Source organism: Thalassolituus pacificus (assembly GCF_025318105.1).
Classification (GTDB): Bacteria; Pseudomonadota; Gammaproteobacteria; order Pseudomonadales; family Oceanobacteraceae; genus Venatoribacter; species Venatoribacter pacificus.
In genome coordinates this window covers 19,268-35,178 of sequence record NZ_JAOANI010000014.1, presented here as the reverse complement: position 1 = coordinate 35,178, position 15,911 = coordinate 19,268, and the positions used below count along the sequence as shown (strand labels likewise).

Below are 15,911 nucleotides of genomic sequence, written 5' to 3'. Positions count from 1 at the left end.
AAGCTATTGCGCTCATAAAAAAACCGCATTCCGTTTCCGGTATGCGGTTTTCTTTTTTATCGTGGTTGGCAAATAAAGCCGCGAGCGGATGTAAAAACCTCAGGCAACAATCACCTGTTCCAGTTTTTCCAGCAATAAGGTTTTTTGTTCGACCGTAATAAAGCTGGCCTGAATACTGTTGGCAGCCAGTTGCGCTGCCTGACCACGGGTCATGCCCAGGTGGTCGGCCAGAGCCTGATAGTTAGCGAGCAGATAGCCGCCAAAAAACGCCGGGTCGTCAGCATTGACGGTGACGCACAGTCCACGCTGCAATAATTCCAGAATCGGGTGCTCGCTCATGTGTTGATACACCTTTAAGCGGGTATTCGATAGCGGACAAACGGTTAATGGAATCCCTTCGGCGGCAAGGCGGGTCATCATCGCCTCACTGTCAGTGCAGCGCACACCGTGGTCGATACGCTCAACATTTAATACGTCGAGAGCACCTTCAATATAAGCAATAGGGCCTTCTTCTCCGGCGTGGGCCACCCGGTGCAAACCAAGTTCGGCGGCGGCAGCAAACACTTTGGCAAATTTTTCCGGCGGGTTACCCAGTTCGGAAGAATCGAGCCCGACACCAATAAATACGTGCAGATAAGGGATGGCCTGCTCAAGAGTGGCAAAAGCCGCTTCTTCGCTCAGGTGGCGCAGAAAACATAAAATTAACCCGCTACTGATGCCAAGCTGCTCGTGGCCATCGGCCAGCGCGCGGCTGATGCCGTCGAGCACCGTTTGCATGGCAATGCCACGATCGGTGTGGGTCTGGGGGTCAAAGAAAGGCTCTATGTGCACCACTCCTTCTTCGTGGCAGCGTTGCAGATAAGCCCAGGTTAAATCGTAAAAATCCTGTTCAGTACGCAGTACGTCGGCGCACTGGTAGTAAATATCAAGAAAGGATTGCAGGTTGGTAAAGTTATAGGCCTGGCGGATCTGATCCACATCCTGATACGGCAATTGAATGCCGTTACGTGCGGCCAGCTCAAACATCAGTTCTGGCTCCAGCGAGCCTTCCAGATGCAGGTGCAGTTCGGTTTTCGGTAAGGCCCGTAAAAAGGCTTCGTCGGCCCGCTCACTGGCTGCCCGTGTGTTCTGCAGGATGTGTTCAAATCCGCTCATTATGGTCTCCTTGGTCAGTCTTCGTCCCAGCTTAGCTTTCGTTCTGGGTCAGCTTTCGTCCTGGGTACGATAGGCGTAGGTAGCGGCGAAGCGCGATAAAATCCATTCGCCACTGGTAATTAAAGGATAGCGTGCATCGCGCTCGGCGGTGATGCAGCTTGGAATACAGCTTACCGGCGTGTCGTAACGCGGCTCGACAAAAAACGGCATGGAATAACGGTGCACGCCGGGAGATAAATTGCGCACACGATGCTCGGTGGAGCGGTAATAATCGTTGGTCCAGCGTTGCATCAAATCGCCGATGTTCACCACCAGTGCATCTTTAATCGGTGGTGCAGCAACCCATTCATCCTGTGCGTTGCGAACTTCCAGCCCACCGACATCATCCTGTAATAACAGAGTCAGACAGCCGTAGTCGGTATGCGCACCGGCGGCTTTGGCATCGGCATCCACCACCTGATCGGCCGGACGTGGCGGGTAATGAATCATGCGCAGCACAGAAATATGCTGATCATCAAAATACTGATTAAAAAAGTCATCGGGTAATTTGAGGGCGATGGCCATGGCTTGTAACAGACGGCGGGCAACGTTAATGAGCAGACCGTAGTGCTGATTCATCTGCTGCTGAAAACCGGGCAACACACCGTATTGATTCGGGCCGTACAGCTGCGGACAAGCCTTAACAATCGGGTGCTCCGGATGAATATCCAGCGCCATGTCGAAGGTTTCTTTCCAGTCACTGGGCTTGCTCGGATCGAGTTGCTCAGCACCGGCACTGCCCCAACCACGATGGTTGCTGCTGTTGGCAATTAACAGCTGTTGTTTGATGTCTTCCGGCTGAGCAAAAAAAGTCTTTGCCAGGGTAAACATACTCTCAAGCTGGGCAGAGGAAATACCGTGTCCCTGAATGTAGAAAAAACCAATCTCACGACAAGCCTGGTCAATGTTTTCTACGACGGGCAGCCAATCTTCACGGTTGTCGCTTAACAGCGGGGAAATATCGATTAAAGGAACATTATTCATCGTCATAGTTCGTGCCTTCTTTATTAAAAATAAGCACCTGGCGGCCAACAAGAGTCTTGCGAACATCCATACCCGGCAGGTGTCTTTTTACGCAGTGAATCTTTATCTGGCGCAAAAAGAAGTCCGGTATTCACTCTTACCAAGAGGGTATTTTGGAATGACAGCAGGTACATAATGCGCTGAGGCGTTATACAACCGGCGGCTCTTCCCTTCTTACCAAGAGAATGGCGTCTTGGGCTCTTATGGTCTGGCTTCCATGCAGGCAGAGCGGCTAAAGCCGCTCTGCCGGAACAATGACAGCAGGGCCTGTTAACACTAATGAAACAGGCCCAAGGTCAGTATTATTTCGGGATAGTAGCGTCAATGCCTTCGATAAACCAGTTTACTCCAGCCAGTTCTTCGTCGGTCAGGCTGTGACCGGCTTCAATCACCAGTTTGCCTTCATTGCTTTTCATTGGACCGGTAAAGGGTTTCAATGCGCCGGATTTAATGTCGTCATGCGCTTTTGTCACCGCAGCTTTTACATCGGCAGGCAGGTTGTCGTTCATAGACGCAACCATCAGCATATCTTCAGCAAAACCGCCCCAGAAATCTTCTGGCTTCCAGGTGCCAGCCTTAATTTCCTGAATGGTTTTGATGTAATGCGGTGCCCAGTCATCACGGATAGAGAACATGTGTGCGTTAGGCGCAAACTTGCTCATATCGGATGCCTGACCAATGGCTTTTACACCACGTTTTTCAGCGGCCATCAATGGTGCTGGTGAATCGGTGTGCTGAATCAGAACGTCAACGCCCTGGTCGATCAGTGCGTTAGCGGCTTCGCTTTCTTTAACCGGGTCATACCAGGTGCTTACCCACATGATTTTGATTTTTACATCCGGGTTAACGGATTTGGCCGCCATATACACGGCGTTGATATCACGGATGACTTCCGGGATCGGGAAAGAAGCGATGTAACCAATGGTATTGGTTTTGGTCATCATGCCGGCAGCGATACCGGAAACATAACGGCCTTCATAGGTACGCAGGACGTAGGTAGACAGGTTTTTAGCGCGCTTGTAGCCGGTGGCATGCTCAAAGAATACTTTCGGGAAACGCTTGGCGACTTTTTCGGTCGGGTTCATAAAACCAAATGAGGTGGTAAAAATCAGATCGTGGCCACTTTGCGCCATCTGACGGATCACACGCTCAGCATCAGCGCCTTCAGGTACTTTTTCGACAAACGTGGTTTCGATTTTGTCGCCGAAGAATTCCTGCGCTTCGATACGGGCACGGTCATGCTCATAAGACCAGCCATAATCACCCACCGGGCCAACGTACACGAAGCCCACTTTCATTGGGTCTTCGGCCATTGCGCCAGTGCTCAGGCCAAGTGCCAGAGCAGCAGACGTCACCCAGCGTTGCCAGTTCTTGTGTTTCTTCATCATGGTTTTACTCCAAGGTAGTACCTGCATGCAGGCTGTTAAAAACAGAATCATTGCCAATTTAGCAATAACTTGGCCAACTGGTCAGGAATAACAGAAATATGAATAAAATCGCCGCATTATGCCAGACTCCGGGGGAAAGGTTGGCCCATAAAGATGGAAACTCATGAAAAAGCGCACTAAAAAACAGCCTGCTACAGTTTCGTGCGCACCAATTATGATCAACCTACGGGGACAACAGTAAGCCTCCGGCTACGATCAACCTGCGCACCGGCCAAAGAGAGATCCATAAAAAAGGGAAGCCGTGACCGGCTTCCCTTTTCAGGCAATTCACAGGCAATGCACAAATATGATTCAGTGTGTTGCCAGTGTTCCGCGTCCGGACTTATCCGGCAGAGAATAGCGCAGTACGCGTTTCACTACCGTCAGATACTGGTGGCCAAAAGAACCACTGTTGTAAGGGATGCCGTGGGCCTTACAAACCTGCTCCACCTGTTTTGCCATCCCCGGGTAATGGCGGGCCGGAATATCCGGAAACAAATGATGCTCAATCTGGCAGCTTAAATGGCCGGTCAGAATATGAAACCAGCGCGCGCCTTCAAGATTGGACGAGCCCAGGATCTGACGGTAATACCACTGTCCGCGGGTTTCATTCTGGCATTCTTCTTCACTGAAGGTGTGTGCTTCTTCGGTAAAATGGCCGCAGAAAATAATGGTGGACGTCCACAGGTTACGGATCAGGTTGGCGCAGACATTGCCCAATAAAACCGACCAGAACACCGGAAAACACAGCAGTGGCCAGAACACGTAATCTTTAAATACCTGCTTGCCGATTTTACTGAAAAAAGCCGCTTTTAATTCTTCACGACTGATGGGCAAATGACTGTCTTTGCGGCGTTTACCAAAGAAAATACGTTCCGCGGCCAGCTCGTGATACGCAACGCCCCACTGAAATAACAGGCTGAGATTCAGGTAAGTAATGATTTGCCACAGGTTTTTCTTACGCCATGGAATATCGTCACTTAAACGCAGCAAACCATAACCGTAGTCACGGTCTTTACCGATAATGTTGGTATAGGTGTGATGCTCGTGGTTGTGATAGCGCTTCCAGGATTCACCATCGGCGGCAATATCCCACTCGAAGTTGCGCGAATTAATGTGCGGGTCGTTCATCCAGTCGTACTGGCCGTGCATCACGTTATGGCCAATTTCCATGTTGTCGAGAATTTTGGCCAGCGCCAGCATAAGAACCCCGGCAACCCAGAATAACGGGTGTATAAAACCGAGCACAATCACCAGTCGCGAAAGCAAATCCAGCGCCCGCTGCCAGCGAATAACGCGGCGAATATAATCGGCATCGGCCTGGCCGACTTTGCTTAATGCGTCGTCGCGGATGGCATTAATCTCCTGCTCAAAACTGAACAGCGTTTCTGCCGATGGAATACTTGTTGTCATTATTTTCCTCACAGATCCAGAATCAGGTCGCTGGCGGCAACCGAGATACACAGCTGAATGTCTTCACTGCCGGTATCGGAATAGGCGCCGGTTTTGGTGTTAAACACCACACCGCTCTCTTTTTTGCAGATGCACTGATGGCAGACACCAATACGGCAACCGCTGACCGGCTTCAGTCCGGCCTGCTCTGCCACCTCCAGCAATGTTTGCGCAGGCTGTGCAGCGATATCGGCATTAATCGCCGAGCGCTTAAAGGCGACCAGCGTGTCGCTGGCGTTGGCGCGCTGCATATCAATCGGTGCAGCACCAAAGTATTCGAAGCGGATCTGAGCGGCATCGACAGCCAGCTCGCTTAAGGCGCTGCGGGCGGCCTGAATCATCGGTGTCGGGCCACAGATCATAATGTCGCGGGCAGCATAATCCGTGCAGTACTGGCGGATATGCGCCGCTGAAATAAAACCGTGCTCTTCGTTATTCAGCAATGTCAGACTGAACTGCGGCATATCCAGCAACAGGCGGTCGAACTCCTCACGGAACAGAAAGTGCTGTGCATGGCGGGCGTAATACAGCAGCTGTACCGGGCGCACAGAACCTTCGCGCTGCAGTTGCTGCAACAACGAACGGAACGGCGTAATGCCACTGCCACCGGCAATCAGCAACAAGGGAGCAGTACTCTGGCTGACAACAAAATCACCCTGCGCAGCCGACAGGCTGACCAGGCCACCATCAGCAAAGTGCTGACGCAACCAGGGGGTAATGCGGCCCTTATCCTGTACCCGGATGGTCAGTTCAATCAGGCCGGTACGGGCAAAGTAAGCCGGAGAAGACGAAATACTGAAAATCCGGCTGACCCGACGGCCATCCTGCTCGGCGCTGATTTCAACGTACTGACCGGCGTTAAAACCAGACCAGCCTTTAGCCGGACGCAGCACCAGTGAGTACACATCGTCCAGCTCGGTACGGACTTCGAGTACGCGAGCACGCCAGCCAGCAGTAGACCATCGCGGAAGCACCAGCTGGATAAGAGGTTCAAAGTAGGCAGCAAAGCGGTCGTGCTGGGTCAGACTGGAAGCCAGCCAGCGGCGCAGTGCAGATCGGCGTTGCGATCGCGGTACTGGCCGGGAGGAGCGCGGTGAGAGCGCGGAGTCGGTCATGGTCGTCATAGTGCACCTGATTCAATGTGAACACATCTGCGTGTGTTTGATTCTCAGCGCGTGTTTTAACGACTCATCCGACTAAAGTCCAACAGGGAACATCCGGCACAAAATCAGACAACCTCTGGCGTCTTCAGCCTCTGCGACCGAGTGAGTGCTCCCTAACCCGGCAAGGTTTGTCAGACAATGATTTAAGAAAAATATCAGCATAAACAGGATGATCACGCCAAAACTATTAACTTTAAGGAATTAATATTTTAACTCAGACGCTTCATCGGCAACGGCAAATGCGGCGGCATGCAGCTCTTCCAGATCATCGGCAATCACCCGGTTACGACCGCCATGCTTCGCCGCGTACATCCGCTGATCGGCTATGTGGTAAAGCTCCACCAGCTCATGTCCGTCCTCTCCGCTGACCGCGATACCGAAACTGGCGGTCAGTGACAACGGTTTACCCGCCATGCAAAAATCCCCCTGCTCCAGCTCACGCCGGGCAGACTCTGCCACTTCTGCAGCGCTGTAACGATCAGCTCCCGGCAGCAGAATACAGAACTCCTCGCCACCCAAACGGAAAACATAATCCGTTTTCCGGACCGCCGATTGCAGCTTCTCAGCGACATAAATCAGTGCGTGATCACCGGCAGGATGGCCGTGGCAATCGTTAACCTGCTTAAAGTGATCAAGATCGAGCAGAATCATCGCCATCGTTTGCCCGCGGGTTTCGGCATTGCGGATTTCAGAATCAACCACTTCTGCCAGCCGCATACGGTTCAGCAGGCCGGTCAGGCTGTCACGCTCGGCAATCTGCAACAGACGGCGGCTGTAACGTTCCCGGCTCTGTTCGTAATAATGGGCAAAACTCCAGATGGCGATGGCACAGATCACGGTATTAGCAATGCTGACCGCAGGCATTGTCTCCATATCCTGATAACGGTTGTAAAACAGCGCTGCGGCGGTCAGCAGGTAAAAGCCGGTAATCATAAAACCGCGCTTGACGCCGGTAAGAAGATAAGAAATCTGGGGGATCAGAAACACCCAGACAAAAATGCTGTCGGAGGTTCCCGGCTGAGCCAGAGCAAACATCATGATGCTCAGAAACGGCAATAAGTAAGCAAGAATCCAGGCATCGAGATGGCGTGTTCTGCTGACCACGCGATACAACAACAATGAATACGCCGCCGTTAATAACTCAATCGTCGCCAGCGCATATACCCCACGCTGCGTATTCAGAATGCAAAACAGAACCCCACTGATCATGGTGATCAGCAGTAAGGCTTTCAGTACTGTGCGGCGGTGCAGCGGTTCCCTGTACAACAACATAGACGCTCCGAAAATCCGCGGGCATCTTGCCCACATTTAACCGGCAGTGCAGACCATCAGCAGCTCCGGAATGGTTTTACATTACAGGTGAGCATGCGTACCAGTGCCCTGCCAGGCTGCCCATCCGCATGTCAGCTCCCTGTATTTGCAGTGACTCTGCCACAAAAAACGCTCGCCGGTCATATTTTTGAATATTAATTTGTCAGCAAGTGCATTGATATGCACAGATGTTGCGGTGTATGAGCCAACTGCTGGCATGTTAAAGCGCGACGATAGAACACAGAGCGGTAAGAGCGCATCCGTTTATCAAACCCCAGGCACAAAAAAAGGCGACCCTGAGGTCCACTGTTGCCCCACAGTTTGGCGTGACATTGTGTCACTCCAAACCGTACTATTAATTGACTACTGTTTTTCAATCTGAAACGCCTTTCCGGGGCAAGCCCCTGGCCCAATGCAAGGAGAGGTATCTCCTTACGATCCTCTCTTTTCGGCGCGTCCGGCTTCATCCAGCCAACTGCAATGATTATGCGGCACGCAAAACAATTCGCCCCGGAACGACGCTTTAAAACACCCATAATTTGTATCGTTCCGGGGCAGGGTTTTGCTCTGAAGGCCGCAGAATCATCTGGTTGACTGGCGCCGCACGATCGCCGTTTTTAGTCATCCGCTCAGCCGTATTTCAACGGAAACCGTGTTTGAAACATGATATTTAAAAGGAAACGTTTGATCTGAAAAGCGGCATTGCGGTGATGGTTTTCTGCGCCCTGCTTTTCATAAGAGACACCAGAAACTGGTTGGTTTATTGACTTAGTGGTTACCACCCAGTCTTTCGATATCTCAAACCCCAGGCACAAAAAAAGGCGACCCTGAGGTCGCCTTTTTCGAACACTAACGTGTCAGCAATACCTAATCGAAATTAGATGTTGTTGAACTGGTTAGAAGTGTTCTTAGCACCACCGGCTTTCAGAGCGTTCTCACCAGCAAAGTATTCTTTGTGGTCGTCGCCGATGTCAGAACCGGACATGTTCTGGTGTTTAACGCAAGCGATACCCTGACGGATTTCTTTACGCTGAACGCCAGCAACATAACCCAGCATACCGGCTTCACCGAAGTACTCTTTCGCCAGGTTGTCTACAGACAACGCAGTGGTGTGGTAAGTCGGCAGAGTGATCAGGTGATGGAAGATGTTCGCTTCACGTGAAGATTCAGCCTGGAAGCCCTGGATACGCTTATCAGCTTCTGCAGCCAGTTCAGACGCATCGTAGTCAGCAGACATCAGCTTGGTACGGTCGTAAGCAGAAACGTCTTTACCTTCAGCTGCCCATGCATCAAAAGTCTGCTGACGGAAGCTCAGAGTCCAGTTGAAAGATGGAGAGTTGTTGTAAACCAGTTTCGCATCTGGGTGAACTTTACGAACGTCGTTCATCATGTCACGGATTTCGTGAACAGTCGGAACAGCAGTTTCGATCCACAGCAGGTCAGCACCAGCGTTGATAGCGTGGATACAGTCGAATACGCAACGCTCATGGCCAGTACCTTCACGGAACTGGAACAGGCCAGAAGCCAGACGCTTAGGACGAACCAGCTTGCCGTCACGGCTGATCAGCACATCGCCAGCTTTGGTTTGTTCTGGAGTTACTTCTTCAACGTCCAGGAAGGAGTTGTAGATGTCGCCTTCGTCGCCTGGCTCGTTAACCACAGCGATTTGCTTGGTCAGGCCAGCGCCTTCGGAGTCAGTACGTGCAACGATAACACCGTCGTCAACGCCCATTTCCAGGAAAGCGTAACGCAGAGCGCGGATTTTAGAGTGGAAGTCAGCATGTGGAACGGTCACTTTACCGTCCTGGTGACCACACTGCTTCTCATCAGCAACCTGGTTTTCGATCTGCAGTGCACAAGCACCGGCTTCGATCATTTTCTTAGCCAGCAGGTAAGTCGCTTCTTCGTTACCGAAACCAGCGTCAATGTCAGCGATAACCGGTACGATGTGAGTTTCGTAGTTGTCGATTTTTGCTTGAACGGCGTCAGCTTTAGCAGCATCGCCAGCAGCGCGTGCAGCGTCCAGTTCACGGAACAGACCACCCAGTTCACGTGCATCAGCCTGACGCAGGAACTTGTACAGTTCTTCGATCAGGTCAGCAACAACGGTTTTCTCGTGCATAGACTGGTCAGGCAGTGGACCGAAGTCAGAGCGCAGAGCAGCAACCATCCAGCCAGACAGGTACAGGTATTTACGTTCGGTAGTACCGAAGTGCTTCTTGATAGAGATCAGCTTCTGCTGACCTACGAAACCGTGCCAGCAACCCAGAGACTGAGTGTATTTGGTTTTGTCTGCATCGAATGCAGCCATGTCGCGACGCATGATGCCAGCGGTGTACTTAGCGATATCCAGACCAGTTTTGAACTTGTTCTGAATGCGCATACGGGCTGCATATTCTGGGGTGATAGCGTCCCAAGAGGCACCATTCTGTTCTTTCAGAGCTGCTACGGCTTTGATTTCGTCTTGATAAGCTGACATGAGTCAATCCTTTCAACATTGTGGGTGGGGTACGTCTGTCCTGGCGGCCTCGATGACTGCGGGCAGTACGTTAAATGCAGGCGAATAGTAGTGACTTCCCCCCCATAATTGAAATCAATACCATGTATACCTGACATTTTTGGTGTGAATGGGGAGGAAATAAATAAAAAGAGGAGAGAATTCCCGGCCAATAAGGCCGGAAGAAAGGGCTGAAAACGCGAATGATTAAGCCTTCACGGGGAGTCTGACGGTAAACGTCGCACCCTCGCCGGGTTTGCTTTTAACGCTGATTTCACCACCGTGCTCCTGCACCATGCCATGGGAGATCGACAACCCCAACCCCGTGCCCTCGCCCACGGGTTTGGTGGTAAAAAACGGGGTGAACAAGTGGCGCATATGCTCTTCACTGATACCGTAACCGTTATCGCTGACGGCGACTTCAATCCAGCCATCCACCAGCCGGCTGCTGATACGGATCAGACCATTTTCCGGCACCGCCTGATTGGCATTGGCAATCAGGTTGGTGAACACTTGATTAAGCTTGCCAAAATAGCCCTGAATAACCGGCAGCTCGCCGTAATCGACCTCGACCTGCGCATGGTACTTGGTCTGATTATTCAGAATATTCAGCGCCCCTCGCAGGCAGTCATTCACATCCACCGGCGCTTTTTCGCCATCTTCCTGACGGATAAACGATTTTAGATCGGCCACAATTTGCTTCACCCGCTCCAGTCCTTCAATGGTTTCCAGTGCCAGACTTTGGTAATCACTGAGCAGGTAAGCAATATCAAATTGTAATAAGGCATTACGCCAGCCATCCCGCAGAGACTCGGCGGTTTCGCCTTTGGCAATGACGCCATCCATGTAATTCAGAAGGCGTTGTATATCCTGCAGACCTTCCACAAGGCTGGAAAAATTGCTGTAGATATAACCCAGCGGATTATTAATTTCGTGTGCGACCCCCGCCGCCAAAACCCCCAGAGAGGCCATTTTCTCGGATTGAACGACAATCTGCTGCTGTTCCTGCAGGTTGCTGTTAACTTCCTTCAGCTGCTCATTGGCCAGGAAAAGTTCGCGCGAACGGTCTTCCAGCAGTTGCTCCGCTTGTTTGCGTAACTGTTTTTCACGCAGATAGGCTGTTTCGTAATCCGTCTCAGACATCGCGACCATTACCTCTCGAGCTTAATGTGCAGACTGCAACAGTCGGCCCCCTGATGCATACAGGGATCATGTTGCAGTTGATATCGCTCGCCAAAATGTCTGGCACTGCCGGCGATCAGGCCTTCAGCCAAACGGCACAACTTGCGTGGCGAGCGGTAATTCATGGTGATTTCGTCAATACTGCCCCCTTGGTAGGTGAAACTGGGCAGTGCCGCGTCCGGATAGAGCTTTCTTACTTCGACATGAACAATCCGGTCGATCGACACCAGAAAGTTAATCAGCCCACTGGCGTTATCAAAGAAGTCCGGAAAGCGGGCATAAAATTCTTTCACCATAAATTCACCGAAGGCAAAAACCAGCTCATCAACGGGTTTACCGGTTACCTCACTGGCGGCAGCCACCAGCCCTAACAGCTCAGCATCCGGATAGGTCTGGGTTGACAGATACAAGCCTTCCGAACCGGCCTGTTCGAGTACGGCATTCCAGCCAGCCAGACCAAATTGCTCTTCGACCATATCGCGCAAAATATCGAAAACCACACCTTTCATAGAGAGACCCCGCACTGGCACAGCAGGCCATGCCCGCCTTGCAAACGTTGCGTCAGAAAAGCGCTAAGGGCACAGCCCATGCGCAATACGGTGCATTGCGCACGGTGCCAACCGCGATCCCGGGGGTGAAAACTGACAGGCAATGTGTAAATCCGGAGTGAGGACATAGGGCACCCGATCTGACTGATATGACTTCAGTTTAGCCAATCAATTCTGTGGCACCCTTGCCTGATACCTCACTATCAGAAGAAAAGGATCTTAATAAGACTGTTTTAAGAAATTACAGACGCTTAGACAAACTCGGCTGCCGCAACCGCACTCGACCACGCCCATTGAAAATTAAAGCCACCCAGATGTCCGGTGACATCGACCACCTCGCCGATAAAGAACAAGCCGGGAAAGCGTTGCACTTCCATGGTTTTGGACGACAGCTCGTCGGTATCCACGCCGCCTAACGCCACCTCAGCGGTGCGGTAGCCTTCCGTACCGGCGGGTTTAACCTGCCATTCATGCAAACTTTGCGCGATGACATCCATATCGGCACCGGACAGCTGCGCTAACGTGCTCTGCTGCCAGGCAGAAGACGCCAGCCATTTCTCGGCAAATTTTTGTGTGGTCAGCTCTGCCAGCCAGTTTTTCAACGACAGTTTGGGGCGCTCGTGTTGTTGCTGACGCAGCAGACCGGCAACCTCATGATCTGGCAGCAGATTAATGTTCAGGCTTTGTCCGGCCTGCCAATAGGATGAAATCTGCAGCATGGCCGGACCACTGAGGCCACGGTGGGTAAACAGCATATCGTCGCGGAAGCTCTGCCCGGCACAGGCCACATCAACATTCAGCGCACTGCCGGACAAAGATTCACTCAGTTGTTTGTTATGGTCGGTCAGGGTGAATGGCACCAGACCGGCGCGCGGCGCATACACGTTAAGACCAAACTGCTGTGCCAGCTCATAGCCAAAGCCCGTTGCTCCCAGTGTGGGGATGGATGGCCCACCGCTGGCGACCACCAACGATTCACAGCCCAGCCACACACCCCCACCCCTGAGCTGGTAACGACAGCCTTGCTGAGTGCATTGCGCAACCGCACTGACCGGCGTATCCAGCCGGATCTGTACGCCCTGCTGTTCGCACTCGCTCAGCAGCAGATTAAGAATGTCGGAGGCTTTGTTATCACAGAACAACTGGCCGTCTTTTTTCTCGTGATAGGCCACGCCATAACGCTCCACCAGCGCAATAAAGTCCCACTGGGTATAACGCTTGAGGGCCGATTTACAGAAATGCGGGTTATGGCTCAGATATTTATCCGGGGCCACAAAGTAGTTGGTGAAGTTACAGCGCCCACCGCCCGACATCAGAATTTTTTTACCGGCTTTATTGGCATGATCCAGCACCAGTACGGAACGGCCGCGGGCTGCCGCCTGGGCGGCGCACATTAAACCGGCGGCACCGGCACCAATGACGATCACATCAAATTTCTGTAGCATTTCGGTCATAAACTATTCAAGCGTCGTGGTCTGTGGACAAGACGCCATTATGCCATCGAATCCAACAATAAAGAGTAGTCAGCGTTATGGAGTTGTTTGACCGTCAGGGGTTACTGCAGGCCACCGGCCTGACACCACGTAAACTGGAATGGCTGCTGCGCCTGCTGAAAGGCCCAACGCTGAATCGTATTTACAACCAGCTGGATGAAAAACAGGGCATCGATATGATTGAAAACGCCCTGCAGCATCTGAAAATTCATCTGGATTATGATCCACAGGCACTGGATGCGGCCATTCCTGCGGAAGGCCCGTTCGTTACCGTATCCAACCATCCGTTTGGTTTTCTCGACGGTGTCATTCTGCTGCTGGTGATTGGCCGTAAACGCCCGGAATTCCGTGCGGTGGCCAATTTTCTGCTGAGCTATTTCGCGCCGATCTCCGATTTATTTATTACCGTAAATCCGTTTGAAAATTCCGGCCCGAAAGGCATGGGCGGCATGCGCAAATCGCTGGCACAACTTGAACGTGGTGAAGGCCTAGGGCTGTTCCCGGCCGGAGAGGTTTCCACCTGGTATAAAGGCCAATCGGGTATTTATGACCGCCCCTGGTCAATCTCCAGTATCCGTATGATCCGCAAAGCCGAAGTCCCGGTTATTCCGGTCTATTTTCATGGCCATAACAGCCGCAGCTTTCATATGTTCGGCAAAGTGCATCCGGCGCTGCGCACGCTGCGGATTCCGGCGGAGTTTCTGAAAAAACAGAATTCAACGATTCAGATGGGGATTGGTGAACGCATTGAGTGGGCTGAGCTGGCCGATCTGGAGAATGAAGCCATCCGCGATTTACTGCGCCGCAAAACCTACGAGCAGGCGATTAAATTCCGCCGTTAGCCGCATCTAAAAAACACAGCATTAATCTTTCAGCAAGGCTTTTACCGGTGCATAACTGCGCCGGTGAATTTCACACGGCCCCAGCGCCTGCAGCGCTTCCATATGCGCTGCGGTGCCATAGCCTTTATGTTTGGCAAAACCGTAACCCGGATACTGTTTATCCAGCTCCAGCATTTCACGATCGCGCTGAACCTTCGCCAGTACCGAAGCGGCAGAAATCGCCGTCACCAGACTGTCGCCTTTAATAATGGTGGTTACATCCAAAGTCGTTTGCGGCGCTTTATTGCCATCCACCAACGCGTGCTGACAAGGCAGTTTAAGGCCATCAATCGCGCGGCTCATGGCCAGCATGCGCGCATTAAGAATATTCAGCTGATCAATTTCTTCAACGGTTGCGCGGGCAATGCAGTAATCGAGCGCTTTTTCACGGATTTCATCGAATAGCTTTTCACGTTTTTTTTCCGTGAGTTTTTTCGAATCATTCAATCCTTCAATCGGATTTTCCGGGTCGAGAATCACAGCGGCAGCCATGACATCGCCACATAAGGGACCTGCACCGGCTTCGTCCACGCCACAATAGGGAATGCCCTGCTGACACAGGGATGCTTCGATTTCGGTCTGATAGTCGGTAGCAGTGTCGGTCATTATTGATTGAGCAACGCGCTGATAGCATCCGCCGCTTCATCATCGGCATTACGCTTCAGCAGGCGATGAATAAACAGAAAAGTTTCGTGCAGCTGATGCATGGCGTCGGAATCTTCCAGACGCACCAGCAGTGCTTCAGACAGATTTTCCGGCGTGGCGTCGTGCTGAATAAATTCCGGCACTAATTCGCGTCCGGCCAATAAATTAGGCAGTGAAATATAAGGCTGAGTCACCAGTTTTTTCAGAATGCGATAGGTCAGTGGTGCCACGATATAACTCACAACCATGGGCTTTTTCAGCAGCATGGCTTCGAGGGTTGCCGTACCAGACGCCAGCAAAATTGTATCGGCAGCGGCCATACAGGTATGCGACTGACCCAGTACCACTTTCACCGGCAGGCTGGCCGTATAAGCGGCAAGCATGGCTTCGATCTGGTTACGACGCTCGACCGAAGCGGCCGGAATAATAAATTGCAGGTCGTTGCGTTTCAGCAACATACGCTCAGCAGTCTGCAGAAACAAAGCCCCCAGACGCTCAACCTCACCACTGCGGCTGCCGGGCATCAGGCACACAACAGGGCGTTTGTTATCGAGCCCGAGATCTTCCCGTGCCGGCGCAACCGGGGTATCAAACGGAATTTTATCGGCCAGGTGATGACCGACAAATTTCACCGGCACCTGATGTTTCTCGTAGAATTTGGCTTCAAACGGAAACAGCGTCAGCATCAGATCAACAGCTTTAGCTATTTTGAAGACACGTTTTTCTCGCCACGCCCAGACCGAGGGACTGACGTAATGAGCGGTTTTAATACCGGCTTCACGTAATTGTTGTTCAAGGCTGAGATTAAAATCCGGCGCATCGATACCAATAAAGACATCCGGCGGATTTTTCTTCCACAGTTTGACCAGATCGCGTCGCACTTTCAGCAGTTCGAATAAACGCCCCAGTACTTCCACCAGCCCCATCACCGATAAACGCTCCATCGGTACAAAGCTTTTGAAGCCCTGCGCCTGCATCAACGGACCGCCGATACCTTCAAATTCGGCATCAGGGTAACGGGCTTTAAGGGATTTAATCAGGCCTGCGCCGAGCATATCGCCCGACGTCTCACCGGCAACAATGGCAATACGCATG

At 51.9% G+C, this 15,911-nt stretch carries 13 protein-coding genes; 1 reads left to right on the top strand and 12 read right to left on the bottom strand.

Annotation, left to right across the window (positions count from 1 at the left end; all coding sequences use genetic code 11):
- Positions 1-99: 99 nt before the first annotated feature.
- From NYR02_RS04895 to NYR02_RS04850, 10 genes are all read right to left on the bottom strand, one after another.
- A complete protein-coding gene (locus tag NYR02_RS04895) occupies positions 100-1,155 on the bottom strand; it encodes an adenosine deaminase (protein ID WP_260975278.1) in 1,056 nt (351 codons plus the stop codon).
- A 48-nt stretch (positions 1,156-1,203) separates the two neighbouring features.
- Positions 1,204-2,184, bottom strand: a complete 981-nt coding sequence (locus NYR02_RS04890) for an isopenicillin N synthase family dioxygenase (protein ID WP_260975277.1) — start codon at positions 2,182-2,184, stop codon at positions 1,204-1,206.
- Positions 2,185-2,519: 335 nt separating this feature from the next.
- Positions 2,520-3,602, bottom strand: a complete 1,083-nt coding sequence (locus NYR02_RS04885) for a BMP family ABC transporter substrate-binding protein (protein ID WP_260975682.1) — start codon at positions 3,600-3,602, stop codon at positions 2,520-2,522.
- 354 nt (positions 3,603-3,956) lie between these two features.
- Entirely contained in the window at positions 3,957-5,057 is a 1,101-nt protein-coding gene (locus NYR02_RS04880; protein ID WP_260975276.1) for a fatty acid desaturase family protein, read from the bottom strand.
- Positions 5,058-5,065: 8 nt separating this feature from the next.
- Entirely contained in the window at positions 5,066-6,220 is a 1,155-nt protein-coding gene (locus NYR02_RS04875; RefSeq protein WP_260975275.1) for a ferredoxin reductase, read from the bottom strand.
- 240 nt (positions 6,221-6,460) lie between these two features.
- Positions 6,461-7,531 carry a GGDEF domain-containing protein gene (locus NYR02_RS04870; protein ID WP_260975274.1) on the bottom strand — a complete coding sequence of 357 codons (1,071 nt, stop codon included), beginning with the start codon at positions 7,529-7,531 and terminating at the stop codon, positions 6,461-6,463.
- A 916-nt stretch (positions 7,532-8,447) separates the two neighbouring features.
- Positions 8,448-10,049 carry an isocitrate lyase gene (locus tag NYR02_RS04865; protein ID WP_260975273.1) on the bottom strand — a complete coding sequence of 534 codons (1,602 nt, stop codon included), beginning with the start codon at positions 10,047-10,049 and terminating at the stop codon, positions 8,448-8,450.
- A 225-nt stretch (positions 10,050-10,274) separates the two neighbouring features.
- Positions 10,275-11,210, bottom strand: a complete 936-nt coding sequence (locus tag NYR02_RS04860) for a sensor histidine kinase (RefSeq protein WP_260975272.1) — start codon at positions 11,208-11,210, stop codon at positions 10,275-10,277.
- Between the two features lie 8 nt (positions 11,211-11,218).
- A complete protein-coding gene (locus NYR02_RS04855; RefSeq protein WP_260975271.1) occupies positions 11,219-11,758 on the bottom strand; it encodes a heme NO-binding domain-containing protein in 540 nt (179 codons plus the stop codon).
- Between the two features lie 290 nt (positions 11,759-12,048).
- Positions 12,049-13,251 (bottom strand): BaiN/RdsA family NAD(P)/FAD-dependent oxidoreductase, encoded by a 1,203-nt coding sequence (locus NYR02_RS04850; protein ID WP_338055917.1) that lies wholly within the window; start codon positions 13,249-13,251, stop codon positions 12,049-12,051.
- Positions 13,252-13,328: 77 nt separating this feature from the next.
- Between NYR02_RS04850 and NYR02_RS04845 the strand changes: the two genes are divergently transcribed.
- On the top strand, positions 13,329-14,132 hold the full coding sequence (locus tag NYR02_RS04845) for a lysophospholipid acyltransferase family protein (RefSeq protein WP_260975270.1): 804 nt from the start codon (positions 13,329-13,331) through the stop codon (positions 14,130-14,132).
- Positions 14,133-14,153: 21 nt separating this feature from the next.
- Here the strand turns inward: NYR02_RS04845 and rnhB are convergent, their stop codons facing one another.
- Positions 14,154-14,777 carry a ribonuclease HII gene (gene rnhB / locus NYR02_RS04840; protein ID WP_260975269.1) on the bottom strand — a complete coding sequence of 208 codons (624 nt, stop codon included), beginning with the start codon at positions 14,775-14,777 and terminating at the stop codon, positions 14,154-14,156.
- Positions 14,777-15,910 carry a lipid-A-disaccharide synthase gene (gene lpxB, locus NYR02_RS04835; RefSeq protein WP_260975268.1) on the bottom strand — a complete coding sequence of 378 codons (1,134 nt, stop codon included), beginning with the start codon at positions 15,908-15,910 and terminating at the stop codon, positions 14,777-14,779. Before lpxB ends, rnhB begins: the two co-directional genes overlap by 1 nt.
- Position 15,911: the final 1 nt, after the last annotated feature.

What these genes read in the sequence shown, in the direction of transcription:
- NYR02_RS04895 (WP_260975278.1), bottom strand. Translation starts at nt 1,155, where the DNA reads ATGAGCGGATTTGAACACATCCTGCAGAACACACGGGCAGCCAGTGAG.
- NYR02_RS04890 (WP_260975277.1), bottom strand. Translation starts at nt 2,184, where the DNA reads ATGACGATGAATAATGTTCCTTTAATCGATATTTCCCCGCTGTTAAGC.
- NYR02_RS04885 (WP_260975682.1), bottom strand. Translation starts at nt 3,602, where the DNA reads ATGAAGAAACACAAGAACTGGCAACGCTGGGTGACGTCTGCTGCTCTG.
- NYR02_RS04880 (WP_260975276.1), bottom strand. Translation starts at nt 5,057, where the DNA reads ATGACAACAAGTATTCCATCGGCAGAAACGCTGTTCAGTTTTGAGCAG.
- NYR02_RS04875 (WP_260975275.1), bottom strand. Translation starts at nt 6,220, where the DNA reads ATGACGACCATGACCGACTCCGCGCTCTCACCGCGCTCCTCCCGGCCA.
- NYR02_RS04870 (WP_260975274.1), bottom strand. Translation starts at nt 7,531, where the DNA reads ATGTTGTTGTACAGGGAACCGCTGCACCGCCGCACAGTACTGAAAGCC.
- NYR02_RS04865 (WP_260975273.1), bottom strand. Translation starts at nt 10,049, where the DNA reads ATGTCAGCTTATCAAGACGAAATCAAAGCCGTAGCAGCTCTGAAAGAA.
- NYR02_RS04860 (WP_260975272.1), bottom strand. Translation starts at nt 11,210, where the DNA reads ATGTCTGAGACGGATTACGAAACAGCCTATCTGCGTGAAAAACAGTTA.
- NYR02_RS04855 (WP_260975271.1), bottom strand. Translation starts at nt 11,758, where the DNA reads ATGAAAGGTGTGGTTTTCGATATTTTGCGCGATATGGTCGAAGAGCAA.
- NYR02_RS04850 (WP_338055917.1), bottom strand. Translation starts at nt 13,251, where the DNA reads ATGACCGAAATGCTACAGAAATTTGATGTGATCGTCATTGGTGCCGGT.
- NYR02_RS04845 (WP_260975270.1), top strand. Translation starts at nt 13,329, where the DNA reads ATGGAGTTGTTTGACCGTCAGGGGTTACTGCAGGCCACCGGCCTGACA.
- rnhB (WP_260975269.1), bottom strand. Translation starts at nt 14,777, where the DNA reads ATGACCGACACTGCTACCGACTATCAGACCGAAATCGAAGCATCCCTG.
- lpxB (WP_260975268.1), bottom strand. Translation starts at nt 15,910, where the DNA reads ATGCGTATTGCCATTGTTGCCGGTGAGACGTCGGGCGATATGCTCGGC.